The organism is Paenibacillus sp. Soil522, from assembly GCF_001428245.1.
GTDB lineage: Bacteria > Bacillota > Bacilli > Paenibacillales > Paenibacillaceae > Pristimantibacillus.
Map to the genome: position 1 here is coordinate 138,177 of NZ_LMRV01000033.1, position 16,967 is coordinate 155,143.

At 46.4% G+C, this 16,967-nt stretch carries 14 protein-coding genes; 11 read left to right on the plus strand and 3 right to left on the minus strand.

What is annotated here, in order from left to right; genetic code table 11:
- Positions 1 to 130 precede the first annotated feature (130 nt).
- The 3 genes from ASG81_RS09395 (at position 131) to ASG81_RS09405 (ending at position 3,660) form a co-directional block, all read left to right on the plus strand.
- Positions 131 to 1,750, plus strand: a complete 1,620-nt coding sequence (locus ASG81_RS09395) for an ABC transporter substrate-binding protein (protein WP_056632407.1) — start codon at positions 131 to 133, stop codon at positions 1,748 to 1,750.
- Between the two features lie 80 nt (positions 1,751 to 1,830).
- Positions 1,831 to 2,742, plus strand: coding sequence for an ABC transporter permease (locus tag ASG81_RS09400; RefSeq protein ID WP_056632410.1), 912 nt, complete (start codon positions 1,831 to 1,833; stop codon positions 2,740 to 2,742).
- A gap of 24 nt (positions 2,743 to 2,766) precedes the next feature.
- Complete coding sequence (locus tag ASG81_RS09405; protein ID WP_056632413.1) at positions 2,767 to 3,660, plus strand: carbohydrate ABC transporter permease; 894 nt, start codon at positions 2,767 to 2,769, stop codon at positions 3,658 to 3,660.
- Between the two features lie 66 nt (positions 3,661 to 3,726).
- Here the strand turns inward: ASG81_RS09405 and ASG81_RS09410 are convergent, their stop codons facing one another.
- Positions 3,727 to 4,503, minus strand: a complete 777-nt coding sequence (locus ASG81_RS09410; protein ID WP_056632416.1) for an IclR family transcriptional regulator — start codon at positions 4,501 to 4,503, stop codon at positions 3,727 to 3,729.
- Between the two features lie 226 nt (positions 4,504 to 4,729).
- Between ASG81_RS09410 and ASG81_RS09415 the strand changes: the two genes are divergently transcribed.
- Both ASG81_RS09415 and ASG81_RS33670 read left to right on the plus strand, forming a co-directional pair.
- On the plus strand, positions 4,730 to 6,979 hold the full coding sequence (locus tag ASG81_RS09415) for a GH32 C-terminal domain-containing protein (protein ID WP_056632419.1): 2,250 nt from the start codon (positions 4,730 to 4,732) through the stop codon (positions 6,977 to 6,979).
- 95 nt (positions 6,980 to 7,074) lie between these two features.
- Positions 7,075 to 7,602, plus strand: a complete 528-nt coding sequence (locus ASG81_RS33670; protein WP_155971377.1) for an acyltransferase — start codon at positions 7,075 to 7,077, stop codon at positions 7,600 to 7,602.
- 80 nt (positions 7,603 to 7,682) lie between these two features.
- Here ASG81_RS33670 and ASG81_RS09425 read toward each other — a convergent pair whose 3' ends face one another.
- Positions 7,683 to 8,837: a Gfo/Idh/MocA family protein gene (locus ASG81_RS09425; protein ID WP_056632421.1), complete on the minus strand. Its 1,155-nt coding sequence runs from the start codon at positions 8,835 to 8,837 to the stop codon at positions 7,683 to 7,685.
- 176 nt (positions 8,838 to 9,013) lie between these two features.
- On the opposite strand from ASG81_RS09425, the gene ASG81_RS09430 reads away from it, so the two are divergent.
- From ASG81_RS09430 to pckA, 6 genes are all read left to right on the plus strand, one after another.
- Positions 9,014 to 9,886, plus strand: coding sequence for a helix-turn-helix domain-containing protein (locus tag ASG81_RS09430; protein ID WP_056632422.1), 873 nt, complete (start codon positions 9,014 to 9,016; stop codon positions 9,884 to 9,886).
- Between the two features lie 206 nt (positions 9,887 to 10,092).
- Positions 10,093 to 11,832, plus strand: coding sequence for a DUF5605 domain-containing protein (locus ASG81_RS09435; protein ID WP_056632425.1), 1,740 nt, complete (start codon positions 10,093 to 10,095; stop codon positions 11,830 to 11,832).
- 133 nt (positions 11,833 to 11,965) lie between these two features.
- Entirely contained in the window at positions 11,966 to 12,544 is a 579-nt protein-coding gene (locus tag ASG81_RS09440; protein WP_056632428.1) for a YhcN/YlaJ family sporulation lipoprotein, read from the plus strand.
- A gap of 257 nt (positions 12,545 to 12,801) precedes the next feature.
- Positions 12,802 to 13,833 carry a type I glyceraldehyde-3-phosphate dehydrogenase gene (gene gap, locus ASG81_RS09445; protein WP_056632431.1) on the plus strand — a complete coding sequence of 344 codons (1,032 nt, stop codon included), beginning with the start codon at positions 12,802 to 12,804 and terminating at the stop codon, positions 13,831 to 13,833.
- Positions 13,815 to 14,012, plus strand: a complete 198-nt coding sequence (locus ASG81_RS29705) for a GapA-binding peptide SR1P (RefSeq protein ID WP_081417227.1) — start codon at positions 13,815 to 13,817, stop codon at positions 14,010 to 14,012. Before gap ends, ASG81_RS29705 begins: the two co-directional genes overlap by 19 nt.
- Entirely contained in the window at positions 14,009 to 15,574 is a 1,566-nt protein-coding gene (gene pckA, locus ASG81_RS09450) for a phosphoenolpyruvate carboxykinase (ATP) (RefSeq protein ID WP_056632434.1), read from the plus strand. Before ASG81_RS29705 ends, pckA begins: the two co-directional genes overlap by 4 nt.
- Before the next feature lie 116 nt (positions 15,575 to 15,690).
- Here the strand turns inward: pckA and ASG81_RS09455 are convergent, their stop codons facing one another.
- Complete coding sequence (locus ASG81_RS09455; protein ID WP_081417228.1) at positions 15,691 to 16,749, minus strand: LacI family DNA-binding transcriptional regulator; 1,059 nt, start codon at positions 16,747 to 16,749, stop codon at positions 15,691 to 15,693.
- Positions 16,750 to 16,967: the final 218 nt, after the last annotated feature.

Genomic DNA, 16,967 nt, shown 5'->3' on the forward strand with positions numbered 1-16,967 from the left:
TGCTAAGATAGATCCAGTCAAGCGCTGCAGCCGAGACAACCGAGCCACAACCATTTTGGGGGCTAAAAATGAGGGTCCTATTCATTGGAATGAAAGCGATATCAAAATAGAAAAGGGAGGCGAATGTAATATGAAAAAAGCGTTGAAGCTTGTTCTTACAGCATGTTTATGCACTGCATTAATTGCGGGGTGCAGTAATAACGGAGGCAATCAGCAATCCCCTGAAGCAGGAAACGCTGGCGGCAATACTGGCGGTGCGAAGGTTAAATTAACGGCTATCATAGCGAAACATCCATTGACGAAGCCGCTGGCTGAAATGGAATGGCTGCAAAAGGCGGAGGATGCCGCTGGGGTGGATATCGAGTGGCAAGAGATCACAGCGGATTGGGGCCAGAAGAAAGGGACAATGCTGGCCAGCGGTGATACGCCGGATTTATTTGTCGGAGCCAATGTCATTACGGACGCTGATTTTGCGCAATTCCAAGGTCTATTCCAGGATTTGACCGGGCTGCTCGATCAAGCGCCAAATGTGCAAGAGATGTTCACCTCCAAACCGGAAACGAAAATAATTGCGACCCAGCCCGATGGCAAAATCTACGGCTTGCCTAAATATCAAAGATTTTGGCCGGCGTCCGCAACGAGACAATATATCAATCAAACATGGCTGGACAACCTGGGACTCGCAATGCCGACGAACTGGGATGAATTATATAACGTGTTAGTCGCATTCAAAGAGAAGGATGCGAACGGAAACGGTGATCCGAATGATGAAATCCCGATGGACTGGCCGGGCGGTATTGGCGGATTTTTCAACCCTGCTGTCCTTCTAGGCGGATTGGGCATTACGCTGTCAGACGGAAGCGGTCAAGGTTATTTTGTGGAAGACGGCAAAGTGAAAAACTTCTTAACCGATGAACGTTATGAAAAAATGGTCGTTTTTCTCAACAAGCTTTATAAAGCCGGTTTGATTAATCCGGAGGTCTTTACCCATGATTATTCGAAATTTCAGTCTGTTGCCCGCGGTGAAGGTGATAAAGCGAAGGTCGGCTTTACTTGGGGCTGGGTCGCTTCGGACAGATTTGGCGAGCAGCTCGCGCCGCAGTATACTTCGATGTCTCCGCTCAAAGAGTCTGCCGGTTTTTCAGGGAAATTATCGTGGAGCTATGATTTCTCTACTTTGAACTATGGCGTGAATCATATTGTAATGTCGGCGAAAACGAAAAATAAAGAAGCAGCGATGAGATTCATCAATGAATTGTATAAGCAAGAAGTCAGTATGCAGGTATTATTCGGCTCGCTAGGCACGAATATCAAGGACAATGGCGACGGTTCATACAGCGTGCTGCCGCCGGCCGATTCAAAAATGGATCCGGGTACATGGAAATGGACCTCCACCTGGGCAGATAGCGGACCGATGTATATTGCCGATTCGTTAAATTTGACGCTAGGTAAAGATATGCAAGAGGTTCTCGTGCAGTCGGAGCCGTTAAAAGATGCTTTAAGTGTCGATACAGAAAAAGATGTGTTCCCGGGCATGTTTATCAAGTATACGACGGCAGATAATAACGCGATGAGCCTCAGCAACACAAACGTGATGAATTTAGCCAATACCAATTTTGCCAAATGGGTGACCAAAGGCGGAGTGGAAGCGCAGTGGGACGAATACGTAAAACAAAGCAAAAAAGCAGGCTTGGACCAAAATATTGAGATCATGCAAAAATACTATGATGAGTACATGAGCAAGAAGTAAAACAAATCACTTGATGGAAGGAGCTATGCCGCTCTTAGGCAGGGTATAGCTTCTTTCTCAAAAAAAAGGGAGAATTTCTTATGGGCTCTCGGACGATACTCGGCACCTTCAAACGGGATATTCAATTATGGATCATGATATTTCCGGCAATTGCCGCAATCTTCGTGTTTAACTACATTCCGATGTACGGCATTCAATTAGCTTTCAGAGATTTCGATTTCAGCAAGGGGCTTACTGGAGGGGAATGGAGAGGCTTATTTTATTTTAAACAATTTATCGAGAGCTTTTTGTTTACTGATTTATTGACAAATACGTTTTTAATTAGTTTCACAACCATTATTGTCGGATTTCCAGCACCGATCATATTGGCACTCGTCCTCAATCAAATTCAAAGAAAAAAAATGAAGCAGCTGATGCAAACGACGGTTTATTTGCCTCACTTTATATCGATTATTGTACTGGTGGGTATGATGAATGTCCTGTTATCGCCGGAAACAGGCATTGTCGGATATTTTATGAAATCCATCGGTTTTGGGGATATCAACTTACTCGCTTCTACCTCTACCTTTATACCGGTCAATATCGTATCCGACATTTGGCAGCATTGCGGCTGGAACAGCATTATCTATCTGGCTGCACTTTCGACTGTCGATCCTCAGCTTTATGATTCGGCAAAAATAGACGGAGCGAGCAGATGGCAGACGATACGCTATATCGACTTCCCAGCTCTTGTCCCGACGATCGTGATCCTGTTTATACTTAGTATGGGGAATATACTCAGCACGGGCTTTGAAAAAATCTTCTTGATGCAAAATTCTTTAAACCTGCCTGTTTCAGAGGTTATCGCCACTTATGTTTACAAGATCGGTATTGTATCCAATCAGTTCAGTTATGCTTCGGCCATTGGCTTGTTCAATACGGTCATAAATTTTATCTTCTTGTTTGCCATGAATGCGATTTCAAAGAAAGCTTCCAATACGAGCTTATTCTAGTTAGCTGCCGAAGGAGGATTGGTTATGGGCGGTACCCGTTTAAACGTTAGTGAAATATTATTTAAGCTCCTTTTATTTGTCATGTGCGTACTGATCTTTTTGTCGATTGTATATCCGCTGTATTTTATTGTCATTGCCTCTATTAGTGACTCTACGCTTGTATCGACCGGAAAAGTGCTTTTTATGCCGAAAAATATTAGCATGTTCGGATACAATCAAATTTTTCAGGATGACCGGATTTGGACCGGATACCGCAATACTGTTTTTTATACGTTTGCCGGAACGCTAGTCAATTTATTAATCACATTGCCGGCAGCCTATGTGCTTTCCAGACGGGAATTTCGGGCAAGACGCTTCATCATGCTTGCCTTTGTCATCACCATGTTCTTTAACGGCGGCTTGATTCCGACTTATTTGCTGATGAAGGATCTGCACTTTACAAATACGATGTGGATGTTTATCCTGCCGTTTTGCGTGAATGTGTTTTATCTGATTATCGCACGAACGTTTTTTGAATCGTCTTTGCCGTCTGAATTGTATGAAGCGGCCGCAATCGACGGCTGCTCTCATTTCGGTTTTTTTATTAAAGTTGCGCTGCCCTTGTCAAAAGCGTTGATCTCAGTTGTCGGACTTTATTACTTGGTCGGTCATTGGAATGATTTCTTTACGGGATTGATTTATATACGCGATAATCAATTACAGCCGCTGCAGATCGTCCTAAGAGATATTTTATTGTCAAATCAGGTATTTCAAAATGGGGCGGGCACTGGCGGAGATGCTGGAGGTTATGCGCAAAAATATGCGGATCAAATCAAATACGGCGTTATTATCGTATCTACTCTGCCGATTTTAGTTCTTTATCCTTTCTTGCAAAAATATTTTGAAAAAGGGGTTATGATCGGCTCTGTCAAAGGCTGATGAAGATAATAGAGCAAAAGCAGCCCGCCCTCGGTTGAGGATGGACTGCTTTTTTTCTGCACAATTTTATGGGCCAAAATAGCCGAGGTTTTTGGAGATCTCATTTGCCGCCTTCATGATTTTTTTCTGTACGTTTATTAGTGGTTGATGCTGCAGGCGTTGAACTGGAACTACCAACGTTAACGCCGCGACCACGCCTTTCGAGTAATCCTTGATGGGGGCTGCGTAGGAAACAATGTCCTCCATGTACTCGGATTCACAATAGCAAAAGCCGGTTTCGCGGATGTCGGCTAGCTGCTTTCGTAAAATGCGCGGATCGGTGACGGTTTTTGGAGTGTAGGCCGTCAAACCGTTCGCCAAAATCCGTTTGATATTTGCCGCTTCGTGAAAGGCCAATAACAGTTTTCCTTCGCTAGTACAATGGACCGGGTTTCGGCCGCCAACGTATGTCAAAACGGGATCCGGATGAGAGCCCTCCATTTGCTCTATATAAACGACCTCATCCTCCAATATGGAAATGAGAGCAGCCTCCCCTGTATCCCGGACCAATTCTTTCAATACAGGAAGTGCCGCATGGTTAATCTCCAATTGGGAAGTGACAATGCTATTTAACGCTAATATCTGGAGCCCCAACCGATATTTCTGGTTATCTCCTTCCTTCATGACATAACCTTCGCTGGCCAATGTGCTTAATAAGCGGCTCACGGTGCTTTTGCCTATGCCGAGCTCGAAAGCCAAGTCGCTGACCCGTTTCTCTGGAGTCTCTATCGAGAAGCTGTTCAGGATGCGAAGCGCATTTTTAACGGAAGACAACATATAATTTTTTTTGGATTTGTCCGGCATCGTGCAGACCTTCCTTACCCTTGTTTTGTTCCGATTTACGATCGTCGGCTCTGACATAAATTCTACCATGCATGACGAGGTGAGGATATGGGGCTATCCCAATGAAATTTTATTTGTTGCATATAGAAGAATACTGGTATTGTTGAGAATAAATTTTGCCATTACTATTTAGATGACTTCAATCCGTAAAGATAAAAAATTCAAGTTTCGAAAGGAAGAAGAGGGTATGGAAGATAATCGGGGATTACTCGCACATTGGTCTTTTGATGAGGAAGAAGGAAAGTATGCGACGGATGCTGCAACCGGTATTGAGGATAAGATCGAATATGTGTTTAACGAAGTGCGGTATATGGATTCGCAGGATCCGTTGAGGAAAAAAGGGGTCAGCGGCAATGCTCTGCTTTTTGATGGTTATTCCACATGGATCTCTAGACCGGTGGAGAAATTAACCCGTTCTCTGGATGCGCTTACGATCGAGGCTTGGGTGGCACCACGTTCTTTTGAGAAAGGAATAGATTCCAGGCTTTCTCCCATTGTCAATCAGCATAACCGGGAAATGAAGGAAGGTTATATTTTTGGCATCTTCCGTCACGGAACCTGGTCGCTGCAGCTCGGGCTGAACGGTGAATGGGTCGAAGTTTGGGCGGAGGGCCATCCGATTCCGCTGAACCAGTGGTCTTATCTGGTGGCAACTTATGACCGCAGGGATTGCGTAATCAAACTTTACCTCAACGGCCAGGAGGTTACCGCGAAGTACATAGCCAGCGATGCCCCGATAACGCCAAGCGGAGCGGATTTTCTTATCGGAAAAAACAACCAGGGGGTTGTGCTGGGTGACACTCCGTATACCTTGAACATGTACAGTGGTTTGATCGACGAACTGAAAATTTTCGGCAGAGCACTATCCCCGGAGGAAGTGGGACAGGCTTTCCTGGATTACGTTGCTCCTCACGGAGGTACGATCCCGGCTTTACCATACGACGACATCAAGCTTGACCGCGGTGTGCTGAAAAACGACAGGCACCACCCACAGTATCACCTTAGTCCGCCGCAGCATTGGATGAACGAGCCGCACGCCCCGATTTATTTTAACGGCCAATACCACTTGTTCTACCAGCACGATCCGCATGGGCCATATATGCATACCATTCACTGGGGCCATTGGGTCAGTGATGATTTGGCACACTGGCGAGACCTGCCCTTTGCTCTTGCTCCGGAGGACAACGGCCTTGATCCAGACGGAGATTGGTCGGGAAGCGCCGTTTACGACGAGAATGGCATTCCGGCCCTGTTCTTTACCGCAGGTAACGACAGTGAGGTACCGAACCAACGGGTTGGGCTTGCGAGAAGCACATTTCCGAAAGACGGGGACAACGATCTGGTCCATTGGGAAAAACATCCTGTTCCCGTCATCGTCCAGGAGAAAGGGCAAGGAATGTTCGGCGATTTCCGCGATCCTTTCGTATGGAAGGAGGGTAATATCTGGTATCTGCTGATCGGTTCGGGCACCGACGGACAAGGAGGAACCGCTCTCGCTTATACGTCCGGGAACATGATCGACTGGGATTACAAAGGACCTTTCTATATAAGTGATCCGGAGAAATATCCTTACCTCGGTAACATGTGGGAGCTTCCTGTTTTTCTTCCACTAGGCAAGGACAACAGCGGAAAGGAAAAGCATATTTTGCTGATCAGTCCTCTCGGTCCGGAGGCCGACGTAGAAGTATTCTACTGGATCGGCACCTTTGACAGAGAGGCGATGCGGTTTATCCCGGATGTTAACGAGCCTCAGTTGATCGATGTCGGCGACTTCCATTTTACGGGCCCCAGCGGGATGGTCGATCCGAAAACGGGACGGAAGCTTATCTTTACCATATCTCAAGGAGTCCGGACGGCCCAGATCAATTATGATGCGGGTTATGCCCACAACGCGGGGATACCCGTCAGTATCTTTCTTCGTGAAGACGGCCGTCTCGGAGTGAGGCCGATTGAAGAGCTGGAACAATTGCGGGGAGAAAAGATGATCTCGATTCAGAATAAAGCGATTGATCAGGCCAACGATTTATTGATAAATGTAAAAGGCGATATGCTGGAAATCCGTCTGGAGCTGGAGAGCGGCACATCCGATTGTTGGGGAATCAAATTTCGCCGTTCGCCGGGAGGCGAAGAGGAAACCCTAATATATTACAACATGATGGAATCGGCATTGAAGGTAAACCGCAACAAGTCTTCCCTGGACGATTTGGCGGATTGGGACCGGGGGATTCAAGGTGGACGGTTGGATTTGAACGGCGAAAATTTGAAGCTTCATATGTATTTGGACCGTTCGATGGTAGAGGTATACGCCAACGAGTTGAAAAGCCTGACGACCCGGGTTTACCCGAGCCGCCCGGATGCTCTCGGGCTGCAAATTTTGGGTGATGTCAGCGTGACGGTCAAATCGATGGAAGTATGGGCAATGAAACCGGCTTTCTAAAGAATTATTCATTTTGAATAATATTTGTTCAATAATCTCATAAATTTCTGATATAATATGCGATAAGCGTACTATAGGGAATAGGGGGTTGTCATATGCAGTTGATCAGCGTACTTTATAAGCTTAAAGGGATGTACAAATTCGGGAAAGTAGCAAGGCTGCGGGGAAAAGTGTTCGTCAACAAATTTGGGGAAATCCGGGTCGGAAAAAATCTTTCCATCGTCGGGCATCCTTGGGCCGTTCAAATTACGAGCACCAAAGGCGCCAACCTGACCTTCGGGGATAATGTGTACGTTAATGCCGGCGTAGGAATTGCGGCCAATACAAAAATCGTCATCGGAGATAACGTCAAAATCGGTCCAAGAACGAGTATTTTTGACAGCAATTACCACCGTGTGGACTCTGCCGATAAAAGCGAGCTCAGCAAACCGATAACGATCGGCAATAATGTTTGGATCGGTGCGGACTGCACCATTCTTCCCGGCGTCTCCATAGGAGATAACTCCGTTATTGCGGCTAAAAGCACCGTTAATAAAAATGTGCCAAACAATGTGTTGGTCGGCGGCAGCCCCGCAAAGATCATCCGCGAGCTGGAAATAGAGGACGGCTGGGTTAGGGAGTAAATTGATTTTCAGAGAAGGGAAGCGGTTGTTCACGCCGCTTCCTTTTTTTAGTTGAACGTCGCTTAGCAGGTAGATCTGAACTAAGCTTTGTAATCACTTCCGGTCGTAATTTTACTAACCGGAAAGTTCTCAACCGTATTTTTCTTCTCGAAGAAATGAACAGCCTGCGCTTGAATGCCTGCCCTCGTATAAAATGGATCCTTCGGGCTAATCGGAAATTGTACCTTCTCTCCGAGACTGGCGGACTTATAAATGCCAACGATCAGCTCCAGCGTATCGCGTCCGCTAACCCCGTCGATAAGTACAGGCGAACCGGTTTCAATCGCGGTCAGCACATTATCGATTTGGCCGGCATGCCCTTCATGCTTGACCGCTGGCAAACGATCATAGATACTTTGAATTTCTTCTTCAAGCGATTCGTTCGGCTCAGGGAAGCCGTTTGCCGTAGAATGAGATGCCGTTACGCGCCAAGGCGCAGAAATTCTCGCTTTAGAGCCTTGGAAGATGAGCTGCTGCTCCTGGCCATGATGAACAACGGAGCTTGTGATTTGTGCCAGCGCGCCATCGGAATATCGCAGCATAGCAATGGATAGATCCTCTACTTCAGCATTATCATGCGACACATTGGTCATAAAAGACTGCAATTCCTTCGGCTTGCCCATCATCCACAGCAGCGCATCGATATGATGAACCGCATGGTTCAACGTACAGCCTCCGCCTTCCTTCTCCCACGTGCCCCGCCACCACAAATCATAATAGCAGTGACCGCGCCACCAGAAGGAGTCCACCTGCGCATGAACGATTTTGCCGATTAGATCACGGTCAAGCACTGATTTAAGCTTCATCATTGGCGGTTTAAACCGGTTTTGAGCGACAACGGATAGGATGCTGCCGCTGCGCTTTGCCGCTTCATTCATTTGATCGCATTCTTCAAGCGAAGAGGCCATCGGCTTCTCGACGATGACATGCTTGCCGGCGTCAAGGAAATCAACGGCAATTGGAGCGTGAGTGTAAGGCGGCGTGCAGACCGATACCAGATCGATATCCTCATGAAGCAGCTCTTTATATTCCTTTACCGCTTTCGCGCTCAGATTGAAGCGCTCGATAAGCTGCTGTGCTTTCTCTTGGTAAATGTCCGAAACCGCAACGATTTCACAGCGGTCCCCGAATTTTAAATAAGCTTCAATATGTGCGCCCGAAATGGCGCCCGCGCCAATAATAGCAACTTTTAACATGCATTAAATCCTCCGATACCGAGTTTTTGTAATCAGCCGTAGAGGCGGCCATTCCATTGCATTGTTGCTCTTACTATAACTATAATTGGAGTGGAAATGTCGTTTTCTATTGTGGGAAAAATAACGCTGCTTTGCGGTAATGGCAGCGTGATGAACGGAGTGGAATCGTGGTTCGAATGGCCAGCCTGAATCAAACGGACAGCAGTGATGTTCCCCTATATTTTGCATACAAGAGAACCAGCGAGCATGATGGTTACATGGAAACCTTTCACTCTCACCAAGGAATTGAAATATTGCTTATCCACCGGGGAAGCGGAACAATGGTTGTCAATCATAAAAGATACGAGATTACGCCCGGCATGCTCTGCGTGTTTCAACCGTATCAGCTTCATCATCTTCAGCTCAATTACTCGGATAACGAGCCCTTTGAGCGTTCCATTGCGATATTTGAACCGACGATGTTTGAAGCGTATTTTGAACAATGGCAGGGCTTGCATGCTTTCTACAAACATATCTACTTAAGCAGGCTGGCATTCCCATGCCTCTATGGGCTCGGAGATGCCATAGAATTATCTAACGTATTTCATAGCATGGAAGAGCGGATCGGATTTTTGTCTAAGAAGGATCAGGTCGAGGAAATTTCATTGTTTCTCGTGGCTCTGTTTCGTGCTCTCAAACCGGTCTGGCAGAAGCGTGAAGGGCAGGCTGTTCCGTCCGATACACGGAAAACCCATCAAGCGGAACGGATCTTAAAATGGATTGAATTGCATTATGCAGAACCATTCCGGTTAGAAATGATGTCTAAGGACCTTCACTTGTCGCCTTATCATCTATCCCATTTATTTAAGGAGGCTATCGGTATCAGTATTACCGAATATATAGCGGCGCGAAGAGTACATCAAGCCGTCATGCTGTTGACCGCGACCAGTAAACCGGTCTCCCTGATTGCGGAAGAAATCGGCATTACGAACAGCTCTTATTTTTGCTCGTTCTTCAAAGCTCAAATGGGCATTACACCTCATCAATACCGAAAAAGATGGCGCCGTTAACCTAAATTTTTAGTTATTTATAATTAAGTTTAGTTTATTTTATATAAAAAACCTTAAAAAACATTGACTATTATGATTATCAGATGCTACTATGATTTGTGTAGATAAACAGTTTAGTTGTTTTCGGAATAATTCAGTTGGTGGAAAATAAGCCGATGAATATGAAGTTAGAGTGACAGCCGCAAAACACTAAGGAGGCTATCATAGTGGCATTTACCGAGAATACCAAAGTCGGCGAGATTTGGGCGAATGAGAAGGCCCGGGCCGTTCTGCTTGCTTATGTTCCGCATCTTGCAGAGTCCCCTTATCTGTCGTTTATGAAAATGTATACGCTGCCACAGCTGGCCGCCGTGAATCAGACATGGTCTTGGACGCCGGAGATGCTGAAGGCTGCGCTTAGCGAGCTTGCACAAATACCGGATGACAAGACTGCAGAGATTGATGCGAAGCCTTCTACTGATTACGAAAGCGAGGCTGTGGCAGTTGGCTCGGCTGCAGCTGAAGCGCCTGAGCACGCTGAAAAATGGGGCATTTATGAGCTGGTCCTGTACGGACCGGCACATGGCAACCCGTTTATTGACGTATCGCTAAGCGCCATATTTACACATGAAGGACAAGGGCGGCAAGTGCTTGGCTTCTATGACGGGAATGGTATTTACCGTATTAGGTTTATGCCGGACGCCGAGGGAACATGGACATTTTGCACGAAGAGCACGGCGCGTTCGCTCGATAGCATTAAGGGAACGTTAATCTGTACAGCGCCTTCTTCAGGCAATCATGGTCCTGTTCGGGTGAAAAATACGTTTCATTTTGCTTACGAGGACGGCACGCCTTACTATCCGGTCGGAACAACCTGCTACGTATGGTCCCATCAAGAGACGGAATTGCAGGAGCAGACGCTTGAGACGTTGGAAGCATCGCCTTTTAACAAGCTTCGCATGTGTGTTTTTCCGAAATCATACCAATTCAATACGAATGAACCGATTCATTATCCGTTTGAAGGTTCTTTGGAAAAGGGCTGGGATTACACCCGGTTCAATCCGGTCTTTTTCCGGCATTTAGAGAACCGGATCTCGGATCTCGGAAGGCTGGGCATTGAAGCGGATCTTATTTTGTTCCATGCCTACGACCACTGGGGATTTTCAGAGATGAACCAATCAGTCGACGACCGCTACTTGCGATACCTTGCCGCCCGGCTGTCTGCTTACCGCAACGTCTGGTGGTCGCTGGCCAACGAGTATGACTTAATGTGGTCGAAGGAGCAGGAGGACTGGGAGCGGTTTGCGCAGATTGTCACGGAGAACGATCCGGCCCGGCACTTGATCTCGATTCATAACTGCTTTGCCTTTTACGATTACAGCCGTCCGTGGGTGACGCACTGCAGCGTGCAGAGAATCGATGTGTACAGGACTGCGGAGAATACGAATGACTGGCGGAACGAGTGGAACAAGCCTATCGTCATTGATGAATGCGCCTACGAGGGTGACATTGACATGGGATGGGGAAACATTACCGGTCAGGAGATGGTGCGCAGGTTTTGGGAAGGGGCCATTCGCGGCGGTTATGTTGGACACGGCGAAACCTATGTGCATCCCGGGGATATTTTATGGTGGTCCAAGGGGGGGAAGCTGTACGGAAGCAGCCCGGATCGTATCGCTTTCCTTCGCAAAATATTGGAAGCGGGTCCCGCAGGCGGGCTGAATCCGCTGAAATCGGAATGGGATGTGCCGTCGGCAGGAATTCAAGATGAATATTATTTGTTCTATTACGGCTTCAACCAGCCGCGCTACAGACATTTCAATATGAAGCCGGGAATTCGCTATAAGGTTGAAGTGATCGATACGTGGAATATGACCATTGAGGAGCGGGAAGGTATCTTCGAAGGCGCATTCCGCGTTGAGCTGCCTGGTCGTTCCTATATGGCTGTTACGCTGAAGAAGGCTTAACATGCTTGGTATTAATGATGCCGGTTTAGCATTTTATTTTCAAGTTCCCGACTGCCATTATTTTCTGGGTAATTTATGATGCATAGAAAAAGAATCCAAAGGCAAAATAAACAAAAAGAAAGGGGACAATATGATGTCAAAAAACAAAATGGCTGTAAAAATAGTGACGGTTGTCACCACAAGCTTATTTTTAGTGATAACTGGCTGTACAAACATTCCGAATAGAGAGGTACGACAACAAACCGTTAGAGACAATAATCGCGAACCTCAGGCGTTGGTTGATCGTAACCTTGATAATCGCGGACCGAGAGCTCTTCGCGATGAGAACAATGTTGATAATCGCGGACCGAGAGCTCTTCGCGATGAGAACAATGTTGATAATCGAATCGAGGTTGCCGACAAGGCTGCCGAAAAAATCACGAACGTGAAGGGCGTCGATCAAGCCAATGTGCTCATCACCCGTCGAAACGCTTATGTTGCTGCCGCGCTTGATAGCAATCAAAATCAGCTGACCAAACAGATTGAGGATCAGATTGCGCAGCAAGTAAGAGCAGTAGATCCTGATATCCAAAATGTATATGTATCGACCAATCCGGAATTTATTGACCGGATTAACGGATATGTCAATGATGTTGGGCAAGGAAGACCGGTTGCAGGTTTTGTCGAACAGTTTAATGAAATGGTCGAGCGAATATTTCCTAATGCGAGATAGTTGAATCAGTTGATAAAACCCATCTTGATTGCCAAGATGGGTTTAATTTTTACAATTTTATGGAAGACACGGCCTTTAGGGCATGTGTCTTTTTTTCGTCTTCATTTATAGTGTGTACTATATATTATTTATGATGTATTATATCCTGCATTAGGCGTGATAAAATTTTATATATTGTGCAATAAAAAATAAGTATTATGCATTAAAAGAAAAATGGTGTACGCTGTTAACAAATAGATCAAAGGAGGAATGCTAATATGTTTCGTGGCGTAGGCATTAGCGGGATGGGAAGAATCGGACGGCTGTTGGTAAGAAAAATTTTCTCGAATCCGACACCATCCATTTCACTGAAAGCCATTAACAGCACGTATCCGATTGAAACCATTGCTCATCTCTTGAAATATGACTCTGTGCACGGAAGATGGGATGCGGATATTGGTATTCGCGATAACGATCTTGTGATTAACGGACATAGGATCTCTGTTGTATTTGAAAGAGAGCCGGAAAACATTTTGTGGAGCCGATACGGTGTCGATCTTGCCATCGATGCAACGGGGAAATTCAACAACAGGGAGGGATCGCTCAAGCATGTCGTTTCTGGCGCATCTAACGTATTGATTACGGCGCCTGGGGAGCATATGGATTTGACCGTCGTCATGGGCGTAAATGATCATCTATACGACCCGAAAAAACATAAACTGCTGTCGGCGGCATCGTGCACCACGAATTGCCTTTCTCCCGTTCTTCAAATATTGGACAAGACGCTTGGCGTACAGTCAGGCTGGCTAACCACAGTACATTCGTATACTTCAGACCAAAATCATCTGGATAATCCGCATAAAGATTTACGAAGAGCAAGAGCGTGCACGGAATCGATTGTCCCTACGACGACAGGAGTCGGGAAGGCGCTTGCAGATGTGCTGCCGCACTTGGCATCCCGCATTCAGGGACTGTCCTTGAGGGTTCCGACACAGGATGTCTCTCTACTAGATTTGAATATCAAAGTGTCCAGAAATACAAGCGTGAAGGAAGTAAATGCCGTCATTCAAGCCGCAGCCGAAGGAAGCAGCTCCCCATATATTGGATTCTCGTCTGAGCCGCTCGTGTCCGCCGACTATATCGGCTGCACCAAATCGGCTGTTGTGGATGGACTTTCGACAATGGTTATGAACGATGAAATTAAGGTGCTTGCATGGTATGACAACGAGTGGGCATATGCCAGCCGCGTATTGGACATTGCATATATGGTAAAAGAAAGGGTGAATCGCACATGGGAAATAACGGTATAGATTTAGGGGTTATTATTTGTAAGCATTGTATGTCGGTCATCGATACTCTTCCAACAGAGAGAGTAACGACCTATTACTCGGATTGCCAAGAACAAGATTGTTTAATAACGAGAGGGACAAATGATTCGAAGTTTGGAAGCGTTATCAATTTGATGCCTGCAACGGGCGGGAAGGAATGAATAGTATGGAGACAATGGTACAGCTGGCTTCGAACATACACTATAATTTGCCGGTATCCGCTTTAATTGAGAAATCGCTGCTGCGCAATGAAGCGGTTCAAACGGCAACGGGAGCTCTGCAGGTTTTTACGGGAAATTTTACCGGACGCTCTCCTAAAGATAAATATGTCGTAAACGAACCTTCTGTCTCAGAACACATAGCGTGGGGAAACGTTAATCAGCCACTATCCCAAGAACATTTTCACCAGTTGTATCAAAAGGCAAAAAGGTATATGGAGGAACGCGAGCTGTTCGTATTCGATGGGTTTGCAGGAGCTGATCCGCAGTACCGCTTGCCGATTCGAGTCGTGAACGAGTATGCATGGCATAACCTGTTTGCCCGTCAGCTGTTTATCCGTCCTACACAGGACGAATTGGCGGCTCATGTACCTGAATTTAACGTAATCGCCCTTCCTGGATTAAAGGCTGATCCGGAAATAGACGGAACGCATTCGGAAACGTTCATCTGCATCTCGTTTGAAGAGAAGGTTGTCCTTATCGGCGGTACAGAATATGCTGGCGAAATGAAAAAATCAATCTTCAGTGTATTGAATTATATACTGCCGTTCAAAGGCGTTCTCCCTATGCATTGCTCCGCTAATGTCGGCGAGGGCGGCGATACGTCACTCTTCTTCGGATTATCGGGCACGGGCAAAACAACGCTTTCCGCCGATCCTGACCGCAGCTTAATTGGGGACGACGAGCACGGCTGGTCAGAGCAGGGCATTTTCAACTTTGAGGGCGGCTGCTATGCCAAATGTATCGGTCTGAGTGAGAAGAAAGAACCGCAAATATGGCAGGCAATACGGTACGGAACCTTATTGGAAAATGTCGTGCTGGATGCGGCGACAGGAGTTCCCGATTATAACGATAATCGGATTACCGAAAACACGCGGGCTGCTTATCCGATTGAGAACATTCCGGGAGCTGTCCAACCTTCTATGGCAGGCCATCCGAATGTGATCCTTTTTCTGACAGCAGACGCTTGCGGCGTTCTTCCCCCAATCTCGAGGCTTACTAAGGAGCAAGCGATGTATCACTTCTTGTCCGGGTATACATCAAAGCTGGCCGGTACGGAGAGAGGGGTCATAGAACCGGAGTCAACATTCTCCGCCTGCTTCGGCGCTCCGTTTCTGCCGCTCCCGCCTTCCGTATATGCTGAAATGCTGGGCAACAAAATCGAGCAGTTCCAGGCTAAAGTATACTTGGTTAACACGGGCTGGTTCGGGGGCCCATACGGAGTGGGACAACGCATGAATTTAACCCATACGAGAGCAATGGTAACGGCTGCTATTAACGGAACAATCGAGGACTCGGGGTTTACGGTCGATCCTATCTTCGGCTTGCATTGCCCGCAAACAGTAGAGGGAGTTCCAAGCGAATTGCTGTTTCCGCGGAACGCATGGCAGAACAAGGGAGCATATGAAGCAAAAGCGGAGGATTTGGCAAATCAGTTTAAGCGGAATTTCAGTAAATTTAAGAATGTAAGCAAGCAGATTGCAGAAGCAGGTCCGCTGGTTTAACTATTCATCTCGGTAGGCGGCAGCGAAATAAGCAAAAAGGATTGATGGATGCTCTCATCAATCCTTTTCTTTTTACTCAGATTGGAGACTGCCGACCGCCGCTGCCGTGTTTTTATTTAAATGTGATGGACTGATTCCTTAACGGGAGCGCGCGATGATAGCCGCTCGATAAACTGCGTATCAACAGTAATCTTCGTTTTTACAAGATCGTCTGTCTCGATGGATTGCATGATTAAATCTACGGCTAAGTGAGCCATACGCTCTTTCTCGACATGAACGGTCGTCAGTTCGGGAGAAACGATAACGGCCTCGGATATGTTGTCAAACCCGACCACGGATACGTCTTCCGGAACGCGGTAACCAAGCTCGCTCAATGTTTTAATGGCGCTGATGGCGATATAGTCACACTCGCAGAACAAAGCCGTAGGCAAGGCATTTCCCGCATCCAAATAGGCGTCCAGCTGACTTTTTAGCGCTTCCTGCGAAGAAAGAATGGTAGGCGCTACCGAGAATACACATTGGTCGTTAACTTCTATGTCTCTTTCGTGCAATGCTGTCGTAAATCCGCGTTTTCTTTCATCAAAATTGTGAATTCTTACTTTTGAGGCTATGTATCCGATATTTTGGTGTCCAAGCGCACATAAGTGAGAACCCGCCTGGTAAGCCCCCATCACATTATTGATTTCAACAAAATGGACCGGAAGTGTTTCAAAACAATTGTCGAGTACGACAAGCGGTGTTGTAAGCTGCTCTGCTACAGCTGCGATTTGTGAATGATTCAGATTGGTTCCGAGCAGAATGACGCCGTCACTGCGCTTTTCCTCCGCCAAGGCTTTAATATTCTCATGAAAATGGTCCATATCGACCGAAGTGAAAATGAGCGAGAAACCATTCGTCCGGCATCTTTCCTCGATGTAATGAATCAGCTCTCGAAAAAATGGCTGTTGATAATATTGTTCCAGTACGATTCCAGAGTTGGCGAATGCAAGAAAGGTAAGAGATTTCGTCGCCGTCTCCGTAACCGCTGCTCTGGACTTCGGCATGTAGCCGTTTTCTTTTGCAATCTGCAATATTCGATCGCGAGTTTCGGAACTGATGCCTTGCTTCCCGCTGAAAGCAAACGAAACAGCAGATTTTGAAACTCCCGCAATTCTAGCGATATCCTCCATTTTCACGATTAAGAATCCCTCTTCCCGTTTAAGATCAGTTTAGTAAGTTTAGTTTACACTGAGCGGAGAATAGAAGCAAGCGCGAATGGCGTTATTGCTAAATATTTAGTTTGTTTAACTAAATTTAAAGATAAAAATATATAAACTGATTGACCAAACCGCTTTATGGTGTTAAATTTATGTTCGTAAGCACTTATTCGAAAATAAATTGTTAAGTTAGTTTA